This window comes from Halosolutus amylolyticus, assembly GCF_023566055.1.
Taxonomy (GTDB): domain Archaea; phylum Halobacteriota; class Halobacteria; order Halobacteriales; family Natrialbaceae; genus Halosolutus; species Halosolutus amylolyticus.
In genome coordinates this window covers 28,612-47,383 of record NZ_JALIQP010000008.1, presented here as the reverse complement: position 1 = coordinate 47,383, position 18,772 = coordinate 28,612, and the positions used below count along the sequence as shown (strand labels likewise).

The 18,772-nt window shown below is 65.5% G+C and carries 13 protein-coding genes; 8 read left to right on the top strand and 5 right to left on the bottom strand.

The window, feature by feature from the left end; all coding sequences use genetic code 11:
• Positions 1-60: 60 nt before the first annotated feature.
• Positions 61-1,011: a polysaccharide deacetylase family protein gene (locus MUN73_RS21665; RefSeq protein ID WP_250142597.1), complete on the bottom strand. Its 951-nt coding sequence runs from the start codon at positions 1,009-1,011 to the stop codon at positions 61-63.
• A gap of 278 nt (positions 1,012-1,289) precedes the next feature.
• On the opposite strand from MUN73_RS21665, the gene MUN73_RS21660 reads away from it, so the two are divergent.
• On the top strand, positions 1,290-2,882 hold the full coding sequence (locus tag MUN73_RS21660) for an alkaline phosphatase family protein (protein WP_250142596.1): 1,593 nt from the start codon (positions 1,290-1,292) through the stop codon (positions 2,880-2,882).
• A 365-nt stretch (positions 2,883-3,247) separates the two neighbouring features.
• On the top strand, positions 3,248-4,630 hold the full coding sequence (locus tag MUN73_RS21655) for an ATP-binding protein (protein ID WP_250142595.1): 1,383 nt from the start codon (positions 3,248-3,250) through the stop codon (positions 4,628-4,630).
• A 101-nt stretch (positions 4,631-4,731) separates the two neighbouring features.
• On the opposite strand, the gene MUN73_RS21650 is transcribed toward MUN73_RS21655, so the two are convergent.
• Positions 4,732-6,072, bottom strand: a complete 1,341-nt coding sequence (locus MUN73_RS21650) for a hypothetical protein (protein ID WP_250142594.1) — start codon at positions 6,070-6,072, stop codon at positions 4,732-4,734.
• 285 nt (positions 6,073-6,357) lie between these two features.
• Between MUN73_RS21650 and MUN73_RS21645 the strand changes: the two genes are divergently transcribed.
• The 4 genes from MUN73_RS21645 (at position 6,358) to MUN73_RS21630 (ending at position 13,181) form a co-directional block, all read left to right on the top strand.
• Entirely contained in the window at positions 6,358-8,160 is a 1,803-nt protein-coding gene (locus MUN73_RS21645) for a hypothetical protein (RefSeq protein ID WP_250142593.1), read from the top strand.
• Positions 8,161-8,222: 62 nt separating this feature from the next.
• Positions 8,223-9,452, top strand: coding sequence for a GNAT family N-acetyltransferase (locus tag MUN73_RS21640; RefSeq protein WP_250142592.1), 1,230 nt, complete (start codon positions 8,223-8,225; stop codon positions 9,450-9,452).
• Between the two features lie 312 nt (positions 9,453-9,764).
• The gene (locus MUN73_RS21635; RefSeq protein ID WP_250142591.1) at positions 9,765-10,712 is read left to right on the top strand and encodes a hypothetical protein; all 948 of its coding nucleotides are present in this window, start codon (positions 9,765-9,767) and stop codon (positions 10,710-10,712) included.
• Positions 10,713-11,381: 669 nt separating this feature from the next.
• Positions 11,382-13,181 (top strand): hypothetical protein, encoded by a 1,800-nt coding sequence (locus tag MUN73_RS21630; protein ID WP_250142590.1) that lies wholly within the window; start codon positions 11,382-11,384, stop codon positions 13,179-13,181.
• Between the two features lie 283 nt (positions 13,182-13,464).
• On the opposite strand, the gene MUN73_RS21625 is transcribed toward MUN73_RS21630, so the two are convergent.
• On the bottom strand, positions 13,465-14,061 hold the full coding sequence (locus tag MUN73_RS21625) for a DUF7344 domain-containing protein (RefSeq protein WP_250142589.1): 597 nt from the start codon (positions 14,059-14,061) through the stop codon (positions 13,465-13,467).
• A 733-nt stretch (positions 14,062-14,794) separates the two neighbouring features.
• Here MUN73_RS21625 and MUN73_RS21620 point away from each other — a divergent pair.
• Positions 14,795-15,745 carry a transcription initiation factor IIB gene (locus MUN73_RS21620; protein ID WP_250142588.1) on the top strand — a complete coding sequence of 317 codons (951 nt, stop codon included), beginning with the start codon at positions 14,795-14,797 and terminating at the stop codon, positions 15,743-15,745.
• Here the strand turns inward: MUN73_RS21620 and MUN73_RS21615 are convergent.
• Positions 15,738-15,914, bottom strand: a complete 177-nt coding sequence (locus tag MUN73_RS21615; RefSeq protein WP_250142587.1) for a hypothetical protein — start codon at positions 15,912-15,914, stop codon at positions 15,738-15,740. The two genes, MUN73_RS21620 and MUN73_RS21615, sit on opposite strands and share 8 nt — an antisense overlap.
• 585 nt (positions 15,915-16,499) lie before the next feature.
• On the opposite strand from MUN73_RS21615, the gene MUN73_RS21610 reads away from it, so the two are divergent.
• Entirely contained in the window at positions 16,500-18,422 is a 1,923-nt protein-coding gene (locus MUN73_RS21610) for a DEAD/DEAH box helicase (protein WP_250142586.1), read from the top strand.
• Here the strand turns inward: MUN73_RS21610 and MUN73_RS21605 are convergent.
• Positions 18,419-18,748: a hypothetical protein gene (locus MUN73_RS21605; RefSeq protein ID WP_250142585.1), complete on the bottom strand. Its 330-nt coding sequence runs from the start codon at positions 18,746-18,748 to the stop codon at positions 18,419-18,421. The genes MUN73_RS21610 and MUN73_RS21605 overlap by 4 nt on opposite strands.
• Positions 18,749-18,772: the final 24 nt, after the last annotated feature.

Below are 18,772 nucleotides of genomic sequence, written 5' to 3'. Positions count from 1 at the left end.
TGTTATCATCGTCGTACAGCGAGTGCCGTCGCTGTAGCCCACAGTTCCGATCGCAGGCGCTCAATAGCCGCTCATCGGCTGGCTGTTGACCGGGCTTACGGTTCCATCGACCCCCCTGGGGACGTCGACGCGGCGCGCGACGTCGCCGATCGTCTCGATCGTGAGATCAGTCTCGGCGCGCTTCCGGTCGAGATACGAGAGGATCGTCCGCATCCGGCGATCGTCGCGCTCGTGCGTGAGATTGTTCGGATGGAGCCACATGTGGAAGATGCCGTCCGATCGCACCGCTTCGTCGATCCCCCGCCGCGCGACCATCACCATCGGATCCGTCCAGATCGACTCGGCAACGGTCCGTGCGGCCCCCTCGAACCCGAAGAGGAACAGCGATGCCGGGACGTTCACCAGCCCGTACTCGTCGACGAGCGGTTCGACGAGGAACGATCGGTCGCGGACCGTCGAGTCGAAGACGGCGCGGGCCCCGTGGCGGTTCGGCGTTCGGCCGCGGTACGCGGTCAGCCCCTGTTCGGCCAGGACGTCGCGGTGGCCGACGTCGTTGCGCGGGTAGATGAACGAGTCGATCGTCCGATCCCACTCGGCCGCGATCTCGCGGCTCCGCTCGAGTTCGGCGACCGCGAGTTCGCGGTCCGTCTTCGGGTGCCCGAACAGGACGTGTGAGAAGGAGTGACTGGCGAACTCGTGGTCGACGTCGGCCTCGAGCAGATCCGTCACGAGGTCGGGGCCGAACCGGAGGTCCTCCCGATCGCGCCAGTCCGTCCGCTCGCGCTCGAACCAGCCGTCGGGCGCAGGGTGATCGGCGTGGCGACCGTCACAGGACGAGAGCATCAGGTGGCCAACCACGCCCCAGGTCGCGGGAATCTCGAACTCGTCCAGCAACGAAAGCATGGTCGCCCAGCCGCGACGGCCCGCCTCGACCCGTCGCGGCGGCGGCGACGTGAAGTCGTGAAACCCCCACCCGAGTTCGGCATCGAGCGAGAGCACGACGCTACCCACGGCACCCACCCTGGTTACGGTATGACATACCCGTGTCGAATTCGGTTCGGTCGTTTTGTTATTGATCACTTTTCGATCCTAACGACGGCGGAGAGTGTCCCAGTAAGGAGAATCAGAGGACGGAACGGACACAACGTTAATGTGCGTCGGTCGGTAGGGGGAGCGAACACCCCTCGCCGGGCGACCACAGGGGGCTGTTACCTCTCTATAACAAAGCGCTCGTCTCGCCACCTGCTTTCCAGCAGGCAGTCTCCCGATTCAATACTCACTACTCAATCATGAGCGGATCCTCACAGACGGCCGAGCGAGCGTTCGTACTCGGTCTCGACGGCGTACCGTGGCGACTCATCGAACAGTGGAGCGAGAGCGGTGAGCTCCCCAACTTCGCCCGACTGCGCGAGGAGGGTGCTTCCGGATCGCTTGAGAGCACCCGCCCGCCGACGACCCCGCTCGCGTGGCCGTCGATCGCGACGGGCGTATGGCCCGACAAACACGGCATCTACGGGTTCCAGAACCTCTCGGCGGAGTACTCCCACGAGATGTACACGGGTTACGACGTCCGACAACCGACGCTCTGGGAGCAGGTCGGCCCGGCCCACGTCGGGAACGTCCCGATGACCTACCCCGCACGCGAAATCGACGGCACCATGGTGACGGGGATGATGACGCCGTCGACGGATCGGGAGTTCACCCATCCCCCCGAACTCCGCGACGCGATCGACGATCGGATCCCGGACTACGAGATCAGCCTGGACTACCCCGATTACGCCGGTCGCCTCGACGAGTTCCGGGATGCCGTCGCGGAGATGCTCGCGAAGCGCCGGGAACTCCTCCGGCTGCAGATGGAGGAGGCGGGCGACGACTGGCGACTGTTCTTCTTCGTCTTCACGGCACCCGATCGCTTCCAGCACCTCGTCTGGGACGAGGACCTGTTGCTCGAGCATTACGAACTGCTCGACGACCTGCTGGGCGAAGTCATGGCCTACACGGACGACCACGACGCCGACCTCTACGTGGTCTCCGATCACGGCTTCGGTCCGATCCACGAACTGGTCTACGTCAATCACTTCCTCGAGCGGAACGGCTACCTGTTCCGTGAGGAAGACGACGGGACGCGGGGTGCGCTCGCGAGTCTCGGGATCTCCCGGGATCGGATCACGGACGCGCTCGATCGAGTGGGCATCTCCGAGGAGGTGATCGTCTCGACGCTCCCGCGGCGACTCGTCGACTCGGTCGCCGAACAGATCCCGGGCGATCACGCGCTCTACGACGTCGATTACGATCGAACCAGGGCGTTCGTCCACGACGCCGGCAACGTCTACGTCAACGACACCGACCGCTTCGAGGACGGCGTCGTCGATCCGGGCGACATCCCGACCCTCAAGGCGGAACTCACCGACCTCTTCGAGTCGGTCACCGACGAGGACGGCAGGTCCGTCCTCGAGGTCTTCGACGGCGACGAACTGTTCCCCACCGACGAGGACTCCCCCGATCTCATCGTCAACGGCATCGACGGCTACGAGGCGCGCAACTCGATCACGGACGAACCGTTCGGCGACACGGGATCGACCGCAGCGAGCCACCGTATGGACGGGATCGTTCTCTGCCGCGGCCCGTCGATCGACCCGGGGGCGACGTTGCGCGGCGCACGCGTCGTCGACGTCGCACCGACGCTCCTGCACGGGATCGGCGAACCGGTCCCGAGCAACGCCGACGGGCGGGTGCTGTTCGACGCGTTCGACCCGGACGCGACGCCGTCGACGACGAAAGTCGACCGAATCGACGTAACGCGTCGCGAACAGGCCGATTCGGTCGACGACGATTTCACCGACGTCGAGGATCGGCTGAAGGGACTCGGCTACATGGAGTGACGGCAGGCCGTTCGGACGCGGGAGAGTCTTCGTTCGGACCCGATCTGTCCGCCACACGGATCGTCTTCGGATCAGAACGCACCACCGCGCTGTCCGTTCCGAGTACCCCGATCGTGACGCCGACCGCGACGTTCTAAACGACCTACACAGTCTACACATTCTAAACGTTCTACAAGCGTGACGGTCCGTCACCGCCGGCGTTCGTCGTGTCTCGGGTGTCTCGGAGACGAATTTACAGTCGGGCGTCGTCGAACGATGCCTGGTAGCTGTCCCAGAACCCGGCCCCACAGAGAAGAAATTACGATTTCAGAAATCGCGGTTTCCAAAATCGTAACACCCATATCGAGCGCGAGCGAGTGGTACCCATGGATACGTTCGTCGATCGAGAGCGCGAACTCGACGACCTTGAGTCGCGATACGATGCCGATCGCGCCGAGTTCGTCGTCCTCTACGGGCGTCGGCGACTCGGAAAGAGCGAACTCGTTCGCCGGTCGATCGCCGACCGGGACGACGCGGTCTACTACCAGGCGATCGAGTCGACCGCGCAGAATCAGCTCGAGGGGTTCGTCGACGCGGCGTCGGACGCGTTCCCCGCGCTGAGAGACGTCCGGCGCGACTGGGAGGCCCTGCTGGGCGCGCTCGGCGACCGGGACGCGATCGTGGTGATCGACGAGTTCCCGTTTCTGCTCGAGGAAGACGGCTCACTCCCGTCACGGGTACAACGCGTCTGGGACACGCGCCTCCAGGAGACGGAGACGACCCTCGTCCTGGTCGGGTCGTCGATCAGCGTGATGGAAGACGAGGTCCTCGCGGGCGGGAGCCCGCTGTACGGTCGACGGACGGCGACGATCGACCTCCAGCCGCTCTCGATGGGTGACGCGGCGCAGTTCTATCCGAACTACGACGACGAGACCGCGATCATCGCGTGGGCGATCTACGGCGGGACGCCGTACTACCTCCAGACGATCGATCCGGATCGATCGATCGCGGAGAACGTTCGGGCGTCGATCCTCTCGGAGCGGGGTCTCCTGTACTCCGAGCCCGAGTTCCTCCTGCGAACGGAACTGCGACAGCCGAACACCTACTTTAGCGTCCTCCGGGCGCTGGCACACGGTCGGCGCACGCCGAACGAGATCGCCGGCATGGCAGGCATCGAGTCGGGGTCGCTCAGCACGTACCTCCAGAAACTTCGCCGCCTCAGACTCGTCGAGCGCCACATTCCGGTGACGGAATCGCCGACGTCGTCGAAACGCGGCCGCTATCGACTCGCCGCACCGCTGTTCCGGTTCTGGTTCCGGTTCGTGTACGGGAACCAGGACCGACTGCGGCTACTCGAGGACGACGCCTTCGACGATATCGTCGCATCCGAACTGGCCGATTACGTCAGTCCGCTGTTCGAACGGCTCTGTCAGCGCGTACTGCCGGACCTCGTGGATCGACGCTTCCACGACGTCGGCCAGTGGTGGTTCAGAGAGCACGAACTGGACGTGCTCGGGCTGACCGAGAGCGGACTCGTCGCTGGCGAGTGCAAGTTCACCTCGTCACCCGTGAGCGAGGGCGTCCTCGCCGATCTCGAACGAACCGTAGACCAGGTACGCTGGTCCGACGAACCCGCGGACGCGACGACGCAGTACGTCCTGTTCAGCCGAAGCGGGTACACGAACGACCTCCGGCGGACCGCCGGCCGTCGCGACGACGTCCGCCTCTTCGACCTCTCGGACGTCGTCGACGCGTCGGTCGGGAAATAGCGGTCCGCTCGTCTCCCCGCCTGTCGTGTTCGCTCGCCGTCGGGTCCCGTCGATCCTCGCCGATAACGGGACGCGGTGACGGGAGAACACGCCGACGACGCTCACCGAGAACGGACTCGCTCGAGCCCGGACTTCGCCGTCGAGTAGGCTGGATAGAGGGCGTTGTAGGCGCTATTCGGAGCGTTTCGCGCACTCGCACGGAGGAGACGATCGAGAAGCGGCGGGGACGACTCCGCGACGAGGTCGTCGAGGTCGGCGTCGACGAGCCACTCGAAAAAGGCACGCTCGGGCGGCGAGGTCGGTTCGGTCTCCCGAATCCGATCGCGGATGTCCTCCCACATGTACCGCTCGTCCTGGCCGAGCACCCACTCGCCACGATCGAGCGATCGGCGAACGTCGCGGTAGTCCGCGTCGTCGAAGGGGTAGCCGTGATCGGTCGGATCGAGTCCCGAGAGCCGAAGCCCGATCGCGGTCCGGTAACACTTCTCACACTCCCCGCAGTTGCCGTCCATGCGATCGTTGCAGGTCTGCAACTGGAGGTCGGGGTCAGCCTCGCGAACGTAGTCCGCGATCACGTCCACCCGTTCCTGCCGGGTGAGTTCGTAGCCGTCGTGGTGACACTGCGTGCCGGTCCACCGGACGTAGTCGTCGATGTCCGGCCGGGAACCCCACTCGAGGTCGATTCCCTCCCAGTGGGTCGCGGCGACGTAAACGTCGTTCATTCCGCGCGCGTAGGCGAGCGGCGCACAGAGGCCGAGCAGGCCGATTCCGTGGCCGACGGAACTGTACCACGCACCGTCGACGAACCGCTTGTAGTGGGCCAGCAACATCGGGTGGTCCAGCGCGGCGAGCATGTTCGACTCGACGAACGCCGTGTCGAGGCCGTGGTCGTCGGCGAACCGAGTAACGCGCGTGCGTAGCTGATTCCACTTCTCGTCGTCGCTCCGATCGGGCGTGATCGTCCAGCCGCGAACGCTGATCAGGGTCGGGGAGTCCTCCCGGTGGCGGACGTACGAACACGTCGAATCGACGCCGCCAGTGAACAGCAGGCCGCTCCCGCCGTCCGCATCCCCGGCGCGATCCGAATCGGGTGCGCCGGCCCCGTGAATCGGGTCCGGATCGATCGTCCGGCGGGCGTAGAGCTGTCCGCCCTCCATGAAGTCGTACATCGAGAGCAACGTGGCCTTGACGTCCTCGAGCGCCCGGGCGAACGTCGCGTCCACCTCGTCGACGTAAACGTCGGCCCCGTTGGCCCACGCGACGGGACAGAGCTGTGCGAGCACGGGCACGGCGAGCACACCCTCGGGAACGTCCTCGATCGGGACGTCGTAGCTGGTTCTGAACGGTTCACCGGTGAGAAACCGCCGGAGATCGGGTGACGCCCGGACCGTACACTCGAGGATCGTCCCGTCGGCCGTGAGATCGGTGATCGTGAAGGACATTGGGGGTCGCGTTCGCCCTGGACGGATCACGAACGCGTACAAAAATCGCCACCACCGTTGAATCCCCGGTGGCGCAGAAACCGACTCGTAGCCACACGCGCCGGGCCGTCAGGGATCCCGTACAGGCGTCGACCGACTGATCGGCGGAGCGGCCGATCGAGCGTCCAGAGACGGCGAATTCGGCTCGCGTGCGTAAGAGCACTATAACAAACCGCACGATGAACGTGGCTCCGCTCGACACATGCGTATCGACAACCCATCGGATCGCGCCGGGAGGGAGGCGAGATGAGACGATCGAGGCTCGACGGCACCTTCGCCGCGGGGTTCGCCGCCGTCGCGATCGGCATCCTCGTCGCACGGGCCAACCCGGCGACGGCGTACGAGGCGTCGCTGTACGCGGCGACGCCGACGGTGACGTGGGCCGCGTTCGCGATCGCGCTCGCGGTCGCCGTCAGTACGGCTCTGGCCTGTCGCGGCCGCCCGCAGGCGATCGGGATCGGACTGGGTGCGCTGACGACGACGGCGATCGTGAGCCTGCCGCTGATCAGGAACTACCGCTTTTCCGGCATGGGTGACGCGCTGACGCACCTGGGGTGGACGCGCGACATCGTCGAGGGGCAGGTCGCGCCGCACGAGCTGTTCTATCCGGGCGTCCACTCGCTGGCGTCGGTCTTTCACTTCGTCGGCGGCGTCCCGATCGAGCGCGGCTTGCTCCTGTCCGTGGTCGCGCTGTTCGTCCCGTTCCTGCTGTTCGTCCCCCTCGTCGTCCGGGACGTGACCGGCGACGAACTGGCGATCGGCGTCGCGGCGATCGTCTCCTGGATGATCCTGCCGATCAACAACATCGCGACGCACATGGGGGTGCACACGAACTCGAACGCGCTCTTCCTGGCACCCGTCGTCATCTTCGCGTTCGTCGCGTACCTCCGGCGGCGGGCGACGATCGAACGGCTACCGTTCGGTCTCTCGCCATTCAGCCTCCTCATCTACCTGACCGGGCTCACGCTCCTGTTCGTTCACCCCCAGCAGATGCTCAACGTGGTCGTCCTGCTCGGGGCGATCGCCGGCATCCAGTTCCTCGCCCGCAGGCGGTACGACGACCACCCGATCGTCGAGCACCCGACGACCTACGCCCACACGGTCGTCCTCGGGGCGCTGTTTGCCCTCTGGGCGATGACCAACGAGACGTTCAGGCGCGCCGCCCGCGGCCTCGTCTACGGACTCTTCTCGTCGGACGTCGGCGCCGGCGCCGAAGTCGATCAGACCGAGTCGTCGCTGACGGATATCGGCGGCAGTCTCGGCGAACTGTTCGTCAAACTGTTCTTCGAGATGGCGCTGATCGCCCTGGTCGTCGGCCTGTTCGTCCTCGCGACGTGGATCGGCCGGACGAAACTCGATCGAGAGACGAAGTCGTTCGTCACCTACTTCGGCCTCGCGCTGGTGCCGCTCGGCGGAATCTTCCTGGTCTACATGCTCGGCACGCCGACGATGGCGTTTCGCCAGATCGGGTTCATCTTCGTCCTCGTGACGATCCTCGCGGGGATCGCCGTCGCACGGGCGATCGGCGGCCTCTCCAGGGTCGTCTCGCGTCCCGGCGCGAACGCGATCGCGGCGGTGGTGCTCGGGGCCTGTCTCGTCCTCGGGCTGATGACGGTCTTCTCGTCGCCGATCATCTACGATCCCGGCCAGCACGTGACCGACGAACAGTTCAGCGGCTACGAATCCGCCTTCGAGCACGACGTCGAGGACCGTCCACACGTCGGCCTCGGCTACGACCCGTACCGGTACGACCACGGAATCAACGGCGTCGAACGCGAAGGAGTGCTGAGCGGGGCGTCGGCCGCGAGCGGCGAGGTCAACGCCACCGAGTTCGAAGCCGGGAACTACAGCGGGGCCTACCACGGTGTCGACTACTACCTCTCCGTCACCGAGTGGGACGAAACCCGCGAGATCGGCGTCTACAACGAACTCCACTACAGCGAGGACGGGATGGCCGGACTGGAGGCCGATCCGGGCGCGAACAAGGTGATCTCCAACGACGAGTTCCGCCTGTACGCCGTCGACGGCGACCCGCCCGACGCGTCGTAACCGATCCAAGGACGCTCCTAACAAAGCCCGCACCGGTCCTCGGTCCGGTTCACCGAGTTACCATGGCCAGGGACGAGTCAGTGAGCCGATCGACCAGCCCGGAACCGGAATCCACCCGCGGATCGGCCACCGAGACCGATCGCACGGCGGAACGCGATCGTGGGCCGGACCGATCGATCGACCAGCCGACTGCATCGACGAGAGACGACCTCGACGTCAGACCGTACACGACCGCCGATCGGGACGACGTCCTCGCGCTGTACGAATCGAGCGGACGACGGGCGGTCGAGGCGTGGTTCCGGTGGAAGTACGAGGAGAACCCGTACGCCGACGGCGTCCCGATGGTCGTCGCGGACCGCAACGGCGAGATCGTCGGCGCTGCACCGTGTTTTTCGCTCTCGTTCTCGGTCGACGAGCGACGACTCCGCGTGGGCCAGCCCGCAGACGTCGAGATTCGGCCCGACGAGCGCGACCAGGGGCTCGAGTCGCAGCTTCTCGGACGGCTCGAAACTCACTGCCGGACCCATGACCTCGATCTCTGTACGACCGTCACAAGCGGCAGGGACGTCGCGACGCGACGAGAACGCGGCTGGGAACCGGTCGGAACGGTCCCGACGTACTACCGGCTACAACGACCGACCGCGATGCTCGGCGGCGGGGAGCGATCGGCGCAGCTCTCGCGCGTTGCCCGTCCGCTGGCGCTAGTGTATCACCGCGCATGCGAGCGACTTGCCGAGCGGCCGGCGGACGTGACTGTCCATCGGTTCGCCGACGTTCCCGTTCGTCAGTTCGTGACGCTCGCGGACCAGGCGTCGCCGGGGGCGCTGCACGCGACCCGGGATGAGCGGTTCTACGAGTGGCGGTTCCGGAACCCGCTCTGGTCGATCGACGCGTACCTCGCGACCCGCCGGGGCGACCCGATCGCGGGCGTCATCACGGGAACGAAGACCGAACGCGACGGGACGGAGCTGACCTGCCTCTTCGAGGTCGCACCCCTCGCATCCACGCGACGCCGGGCCGACGGGCTCCGGGCGATCCTCGATCGCGTCGTCGCGGATCGCCGAGACGTCGACCTCCTCGCCGCGAGCGGTACCGCGATGCCCGGCCCGGTGCTCGGCCAGTGCGGGTTCGTCGCCGACGACTCGGGCCCGCTCTCGCGGGTCACCTCGCCGACGATGCAACTGACTGTGCCGCTCGCCACCGACGGCGACGGTCACGAGTGGACCGTCGCGGGGAGAGCGATCGTCGACCCGTCGAACTGGTCGCTCGCGTACGCCGACCGGGCGTGGTAACGACCGATTCTGCCGATCGTAATCCGTGACTGCCCGATTCGGTCGACCGTTTCTCGGCAATATCTGACGCTACCGATCGGGGCCACACAGCCGGTCAAACAGCCGAATTGGGGTAGTAGTGAGGTATTTACCCGGGTAACATGGAGTTTGTCGTGGCGATCGATCGCTTCAGTTCAGCGTCTACAGTCATAACTTTGGAACGATTTCGTCGTACATTCTGACCGTTTCTATAGCGTTGAGAACACATTCTGTAAATTTAATCCATATCGGCAAAGAAAAGTTTATGAGTGTAAGCCGAAGTTACGGATGTGTATGGCGCAGAATCCCCGTACGTCCGAAGCGGACACCGCTCCGAACAACGGCCGTAACACGCGATTAACCCGCCGCAACTACGTGCGAACGATCGCGACCGCCGCAGCCGCGACGGTCACCGCCGGCGCGGCCGGCTCCGCAGCGGCCGACGAGGAGTACGAGGAAATCCCGGCCGAGGGCCAGACCATCGACATCGGCGATGGAGAGACCTGGGAGAACAAGCTGATCGACCTCACCACAGGCCAGGACATCGTCATTACGGCCCAGGGAACCGACTGGACGATCCGCAACGTCGGGTTCAAGGGCAAGAACACCTCCGGGACCGGCTCCGCGACGTTCGGGGTCGCCGACACGGGTGGGAACACGAGTACCGTCGAGAACGTCTACCTCGGCGACGGCGCCGACGACCGAAACGCGAGTTCGAGCGGTCACGGCCAGACCGCGTTCTGGGTCCACCCCGACCACAGCGGCCACCTCGACATCCAGAACGTCAACATCCAGGGCTACGCGGACAACGCGATCTACGCGTCCGCGCCCGGGACGGGCGGCGGCGGGACGGTCCACATCGACAGCAGTTTCGCCGCCAACTGTTACGTCTCGCACTTCCGGCTCGCAACCGAGGGCAGCAAGGTCACCAACTCCAGCATCTACGTCGACGAGGAGGGGTACGCCGGCCGTGGGGTCTGGGCGTGGGCACCCGGCACGATCGAGGTCGAGGGCTGCCAGATCGAGATGAACGGCCAGAACACGGCGATCGACGCCGGCGCGAACGGGAGCGCGACGACCGTCTCCGTCCGCGACTCCGACTACGACGAACAGGCCGGTATCGCCGAACACGCCGGTTCGACCGTCCAGCTCGAGGACGACGTCGGCACCGATCCCGAGGCGTTCATGCCGGAGGGCGTCCCGACCTCCCCCGAAGAAGCCGCCAGCGGCTCCGGCGAGTAACGAGGAGCCGCCGCGACGATAGGCCCCTCGTCGAGATTTCCCGAGGGTCCCGCTGACGCTTCCTCCACCGCTCCCCGCTGACGCACCCGCCGCCGATCCCCGCCGACGCATCGGCCCAGCAGAACTCCCCGCCGACGCCGTGCGGTCCTCCCGACGTTTCGTTTGCTTGCCGCCGACATCGTTTTGCCGACGCTTCCCTCGTCCCGGGTCGCGTCTCGTCCGATCCGCTTTTCTCGTCACCGCAGTTCCACCACGCGACGTCGGACGCGATCGGTTTCGGCCGGGGATCGACGACCCGGTTGCGGGAGCGCGGACGAAACGGGTCCGGGAGTACGGACGGTCCAGGAGTACAGTCGCCCTCGCAGGAGTAATGCTGTATTACCGCCGATCGAACGAGTGACCTCTCGGGACATAGACCGGTTGCAGAGCGATCGGTAGCGCTTCTCCACCGTGAATACGGCCGAGCAGCGGCTCTCGAGAGGCCGCTGGACCGACGGGATCGAGTAATATCGAGTTACTCGACTGCTACCCTGAATTTCAAACACCGATGTTTCCACCGGCAAACAGTCATAGAATACGTAACGAATACTGAGATAACTATTACAGTCTGTTAATTTTAGGGTTAGAATAGCGGAAAGTTTATGCAGGTAGTCTCGAATTACCGCCTATATGGCACGCGAACCTTCGGTACTGAACGACGCGGATGCCGACGCCGAGTCGGCCGACGAGCAGGGTAACGACGGATTACTGCACCGGCGATCGTACATGAAGATCGCCGGAGCGACGACTGCAGCAACGGCCCTGGCCGGCACCGCCGGCGCGAACGACGACTACGAGGTGGTGGAAGCACGCGGCCAGATCGTCCGGGTCGGTTCCGGCGAAACCTACGAGAACAAACTGATCGATTTCACGACCGGGAACGACTTCCTGATTCTCGTCGAGGGCGGCGACGCCACGATCCGGAACGTCGGGTTCGAGGGACTCTACCGCGGCAGCCAGTTCGTGATCTCGATCACCGCCGGCAGCGGCGACGTCCTCGTCGAGAACGTCTACCTCGGCGACGGGGCGACCAAAGAGGGGTCGAGTTTCGTCCACGGTCCCGGTGCCGTTTTCATGCACAAGAACAGTAACGCGGACCTGACCTTCCGCCGCTGTAACGTGCAGGGATTCCCGAACAACGGCTTTTACTGTTCCAACACCGCCTACGGCGGCAGCGTCCGCTTCGAGAACTGTTTCGGCAAGAACAACGGCGTCTCGACGTTCCGGTGTGCGGGCGGCAACGACGAGATCGTCGACTGCGTCGCGTACAACGACACCACCGACTACGGCCCCGGCTACGGCGGGTTCAGCGAGACGAGCGGCCGTCCGGTCTGGGTCTGGAACGGCGGAGCCGTCACGATCCGCGACTCCCACTTCGCCGACGGACCGTACCCGTACGCGATGGTCGCCGGGGCCAACGGGTCGCCCGGCCGTGCGAACTTCGAGAGCGGCGGCTACCGCGGTACGATCCAGCGAGCGAGCGGTTCCACCGTGAGCGTCGCCAGCGGCGTCTCGCGCGATCCTGACCTCTCGATCCCCGAAGGCGTCCCGACATCCGCGGAAGACGCCGCTTCGGGCGGGAGCGGCGGAACGAGTGCCGTCACGTCCGACAGCGCGGACGCAGACGAGGTCCGGGAACTCGAAAACGTCGTCCTGATCGACGGCGACAGCTCGGACGTGACCCGCTACGAGTTCGAGGTCGATGGCGCAGTGGAGAAGTCGAACGCCGAGGGTGCCTCGATCGACGAGGAAGACACCGTCGAGGACGGCGTCGTCCAGGGCGTCGTCGCCGACTGGAAGGACGCGTTCCGGTTCAGCGGCGACCTCGAAGCGCTGACCGTCGACGGACCGGGGACGGTCCTGGTCAACGGCGACGAAGTCGATCCGGCCGAATTCGGGCCCGACCTGCCCCACGTCCTCGAAGTGGAGGGAGACGGGACGCCGGCGAGTTACGAGATCACTGTCGACGGGACGATCGAACTCGATGGGGAAGCGGACCCCGACGACGACGTCACCACGGTTTCGGGATCGACCGTCCAGAGTTCGATCGTCGACGAGACCCAGACGTTCCGATTTGCCGGTGCGCTGACCGACGTGACGTTCACCGACGGCGACGCCGACGTCTTCCTCGACGGCGAGGCGATCGACGTCGACGAGTACGGCGAACACGAATTCCTGCCACACGCGCTGGTCATCGACGGCACCGAATCCGACGGCGCCTCGAGTTACGCCTTCGAAGCCAGCGGCTCGGTCGTCCGATCCGACTATCGCGGCGCGTCGATCGACGACGAAGACGTCGTCGAGGGATCGGCCGTTCGCGGCGTCGTCGGGGACTGGCTCGACGCCTACTGGTTCGACGGGAACATCGAGGAGTTCACGCTCGTCGGTGACGCGACCGTCGACGTCCAGCACAACGCACGCAACCGGTAGCTCGGCTCACGGGTTCTGCGCGTTTCCGTCGCGTCCTCGAGTACTGGAGACGAGTCTGCCCGATCGGATCCGGCGTCAGCACTCGAAAGCAAGGGTGGCTCCCGCGCACGGAACGGCGAGCTGGCACGCGAACCGTTCCAGTACTGGCTGACGGTCACCGGGAGCCGATCGAGCGTACGGGTGCTCGCAGTAAAAGTCCTTCCCGGAGTTAGAGGGGGCGCTTCCGGCGACGCGAGGAGGCTGGAAAGAGCGATCGGTGCCGGTCCATCGAATCGTTCGGGAGTCACTCGATCCGGGACAGTTTCCCGTCGACGGTCCGCTCGCGTTCCCGGTTCGTCACGACGTGGGCCACCGAGAGCACGAAAAACGCCGCGACGACGACGCCCGCGATCGCGATCGTGGGTATCGCGGACAGCACCGGAGCGCCGAGAAACGCGGCACCGACGAGGGTCGCTCCGACCACGCTGAGCAGGGCGTACCATCGATCCCAGCGGTCCTGGCGATGGGTGTCCGTATCCAGGTACATCATCAACAGGTCGGCGTTATCCGAAAGCGAGATCAGGCCCCGGTCCTGGTCGTACTCGACGATTCCGGCGTCGTCCATCTTCGGGAGGTGGGTCTGGTAGAGGGCGACGTACACCCGTTTACGCTGGTCCGAACTGAGGGCGTTGACCTCCGTATCGTTCTCCCAGGCGGCGATCTGTTCGGCGAGTTCGCCGAGCGTGACCGTCTCGTCGGCCTCGAGCAGGTACGTAAGGACTTCCCGGCGGCGGCGGTTCTTCAGGAGTTCGAAAATGACGTCCTTCGAGAGTCGCTCGTCTTCGTCGGAATCCGCGACCGAGGCAATCTCGTCGGGCAACGATGTATCGATCGAGGACATTATCGCTGACCTCCGGACGACCGTCGTCCACGCCAGCAGTCCCAGAGTCGACGATCGAAAAGATCCCCGGGCTGGCGGACCGACAGTGACCGTTGTACGTTCGTTGGGCTCGCAATCACGATTGACACACCAAGTTGTACACCAACAGAGACACTCTTAAGCACGGCCACGTTTTGCACCGGCTGCAAACGCGGTACGGATCGTCTTCGGGAGGTACACCCGCTCGAAGTCCGCGAACGCGAGCGACGTCGCGGGCCGCAGAGCGAGACGACTGGCGGTATCGAACGATTGTGTGAACGTATCGTTCGCGTACGTCGCTGGCGGACCCGAGGATGCGGCCGTCGACCACGGTCCGGCGGGCAGATCGGCAACACGGCACTGGTAGAGAACATTCGACTGCAGCGACATAAAAGCAAACGTCGGTTCGTCCTGGAAACACCCATTTACGCGATGAACACTCGGTTTACTTCGTGACCTCGCTGGAACGATGGAAACGTTTCATGTGCCACGTTCACGTCGCTCACGCTGGGGCGACGGATCGTCGATCGGTCCGTCGCGCCCGGACGACCCGATGGGACACGATTTCGACACGATCGTCGACCGCCTCGAACGGGCGGCTCGAACGGGCGTGTCGGTCATCTTCCTCCTCTCTTTGCGGTTCACAGTAAGTCGGGGTTTCCCGCGAAACCATGTGAACCCCTTACAGTGCCTGCACGGTTTTCACCCGGTACTGATGACGCGGTCTATAATCGACACCAGGACCGAATCCGAGGAGACGGAGCCCGGCCTGTGTCCCGACTGCGAAACCGACACGATCGTCCACGACCCGGACCGAAGCGAACGTGTCTGTGAAGAGTGTGGGCTCGTCCTCACGGAGGATCCGATCGACTACGGTCCGGAGTGGCGCGCCTTCAACGCACAGGAGCACGACGAACTCTCCCGCGTCGGCGCACCGCTCACCCAGTCGATGCACGATCGGGGGCTGACGACGACCATCGACTGGCGCAACCGGGACGCGAACGGCCACTCGATGTCGGCCGACAAGCACGGCCAACTCCACCGGCTCCGCGTCTGGCAGGAACGAATCAGGACGAAAAACGCCGGCGAACGGAACCTCAAGTACGCCCTGTCCGAGATCGATCGGATGGTCAGCGCGCTCGGGGTCCCGAAACCGGTCAAGGAGACGGCGAGCGTCATCTACCGGCAGGCGCTCGAACAGGACCTCATTCGCGGCCGATCGATCGAGGGGGTCGCGACCAGCGCGCTCTATACGGCCTGCAGGAAGGAGGGCATTCCGCGCAGTCTCGAGGAGGTTACCTCCGTCTCCAGGGTCGACCAGCGCGAGATCGGCCGCACGTACCGGTACATCGCCGACGAACTCGGCATCAACCTGGAGCCGACGAACCCCCGGCAGTTCGTGCCGCGGTTCTGTTCGGAACTCGACGTCGACAAGGACGTCGAGACCAAGGCGGTCGAGATCATCGACGAGACGACCGAACAGGGGCTCCACTCGGGCAAATCGCCGACCGGGTTCGCCGCCGCCGCGATCTACGCCGCCGGCCTGCTCTGTGACGAGACGATCCCGCAGCGTGCGGTCGCCGACACCGCCCAGACGACGGTCGTCACGGTCAGGAACCGGTATCGCGAACAGCTCGAGGCGATCGATCAATCGCCGGCTACATGATCGATCGATCGTCCCGCAAGTAGGTGTCCTCGTCGACTACCGCGTGGAGGTTGTCGTACGGAACGAAGGCGATAAACTGGTCGTGCTCGTCGTACAGTTCGACTCCTTCCGCCACCTGTTCGTACCGCTCACAGGTGATCTGTCCCTCCGGGAGGATCGCACGGAACATGCGCTTTCGTACACCGCCCGTGTGGATATACTGTCGGGCGAGAAGCCAGCATCTGGGTTTCGCGGCGACACCCTCTATAGTAGCCACTGAAAGTCGATGCACACCTGATCGCAGGACGACTTTGTGATCAGTGTGTAAATCGTTTCAGTGGCTACTATAGCGCGACCGGACCGCAACACGGGAGCAGGGGGACGGACGATCGATCGCGATCGAACCGATCCCCGTTCGATTCCCCTACCCCGGAGATCGAACCGGTCCGTGACAACTCGACCGGCCGCGCCGGCGGTCGGTTTCCGATAGTACTACCATAATAGTTATTGATTTTGCATCGCAACCGTCGAACGCGGTATCCGCTCACCACTACCGCACCCGTCCGGTCACCGACCGGGCGAGGATTTTCGCGTCGCCGGCCGATCGACGCATCAGTCTCTCGGTTATAGTAGCTACTGAAACGATTTACACACTGATCGCACAGCCGTCCTGCGATCAGGTGTGCATTGACTTTCAGTGGCTACTATACCCCGAGCGACCGCTCCCGTACCGGCGAGCGAAATCGGTTTACCCCCACCGCCGTTAGCCTCGGCAGTGACTGACGACCGGTCCTCGCCAGCCGATCCCGACGAATCGCCCGACAGCGAGCAGTCAGCGAGCAGGGAAGCGTCATCCGAGGAGACCGAGGCCAGCGACGCGACCGATCGGCTCTCGATCGCGGACTTTCACGACGCCTCCCAGGAGGTCGGCCGACCGGTACTGACCGCGGCCGCCGTCTCCCGCGCGCTCGATCTCACCCACGAGGCGGCCAGCGAGGCGCTCGAGAACCTCGCCGACGGCGGCGACCTCCAGCGGCTCTCGGTCGGGACCGATCCCGTCGTCTGGTACCCCAGCGAACTGGAGGACCTGACCGATCGGGAGCGCGTGGTCGTGTTCCCGAAGCGCCGCGAGATCGTCGTCGATCGACCCGCCCAGTTTACGCGCGCGCAACTCTCCCAGTTCGCCCACCTCGCGGACGCCAACGGCGACGACGGCTACCGCTACGTCGTCAGGCCCGAGGACGTCTGGGGGACGCCCCACGACAGCTTCGACGCCCTCCGTCGAACGATGCGGCAGGCGATCGGAGAGCGATCGGACGCGCTCGAGGACTGGGTCCAGAGCCAGTGGGACCGGGCCCACCAGTTCCGACTGACGACCCACGAGGAGGGCTACACCGTCCTCAAGGCCAGGAGTGCCGAGATCATGGGGAACGTCGCCCGCCAGAAACTCGACGAGGAGCACGTCCACGCGCCGATCTCCGACACGGAGGACTGGGTTCGCGAGGGAGCGGAAGCCGCGATCAAGCGGATCCTCTACGAGGCGGGCTACCCGGTCCAGGACCACCGGGACCTGGAGTCCGGCGAGGCGCTCCCGATCGACCTCGAGGTTCGGCTCCGGGACTACCAGCGGACGTGGGTCGATCGGTTCGCCGAGGCGGGCGAGGGCGTCTTCGTCGGCCCGCCGGGCAGCGGCAAGACCGTCGCGGCCATGGGCGCGATGGCCCACGTCGAGGGCGAGACGCTCGTGCTCGTGCCGAGTCGGGACCTGGCCCGACAGTGGGCCGAGACGATCGCCGACTTCACCTCGCTCGAACCCCACCAGATCGGCCAGTACCACGGCGGCCGGAAGGAGGTCCGCCCCGTGACGATCGCGACCTACCAGATCGCGGGGATGGATCGACACCGATCGCTGTTCGACGACCGCGAGTGGGGCCTCGTGATCTTCGACGAGTGCCAGCACGTCCCCTCGGACGTCTACCGGCGGAGCACCCACCTCCAGTCGCGGCACCGACTCGGCCTCTCCGCGAGTCCGATCCGGGAGGACGATCGCCAGCAGGAGATCTTCACCCTCGTCGGCCCGCCGATCGGCACCGACTGGGAGGCGCTGTTCGAGGCCGGCTTCGTCGCCGAACCGGAACTCGAGATCCGGTACGTCCCGTGGGGCGACGAGGAACAGGCCAACGCCTACGCGTCGGCGGAGGGCCGCGAAAAGTACCGGATCGCCGCCCGGAACCGGGGCAAGGTCGACGAAGTGAGATACCTGCTGTCGGCCCACCCCGACTCGAAGGCGCTCGTCTTCGTCGACTACCTCGAACAGGGCCGGGACATCGCGGCCGCCCTCGACGTCCCTTTCCTCAGCGGGGAGACGCCACACCACGAGCGGCGACGCTTGCTCGACGAGTTCCGCCGGACCGAACGCGACCTGCTCGTCGTCTCGCGGGTCGGCGACGAGGGGATCGACCTGCCGACCGCCGACCTGGCGATCGTCGCCTCCGGACTCGGCGGGTCGCGCCGACAGGGCACCCAGCGCGCCGGCCGAACGATGCGCCCCGCCGGCGGCGCGCTCGTGTACGTCCTCGCGACGCGTGGCACCCGCGAGGAGGACTTCGCACGCCGCCAGCTCCAGCATCTCGGGCGCAAGGGGATCACGGTCCGCGAAGAAACCGTAGACCGCGACGGCGATCGCGAGGACCGCTAGCCGACTTCCGCCTCGATCGGTTGCGTCTCGGCGTCGGCCGACTCGACGGCGTCGACGCTGACGACGCCGGCCCCGCGCTCGAGGTCGCGTCGCAGGACCGCCTCGTCGGCACCTCGATCGGTGCCGTCGAGTGCGACCCGGGCGTGCAGATCGACGGTCGTGTCGTTCAGGCCGGGCGAGACGCCCCGGACGGTCGCGCGTTCGAGTCGATCGACCGCGTCGGTTCGTTCGACGATACGTCGTGCGCCGTCCGCGAGGTCACCGGATGCGCGCAACGGGACGCGAACGGTGAGCGTCGCGGTGACGACGGTACTGGTACTGTTCATGAGCCCCCCGTCGAGAGTCGAACT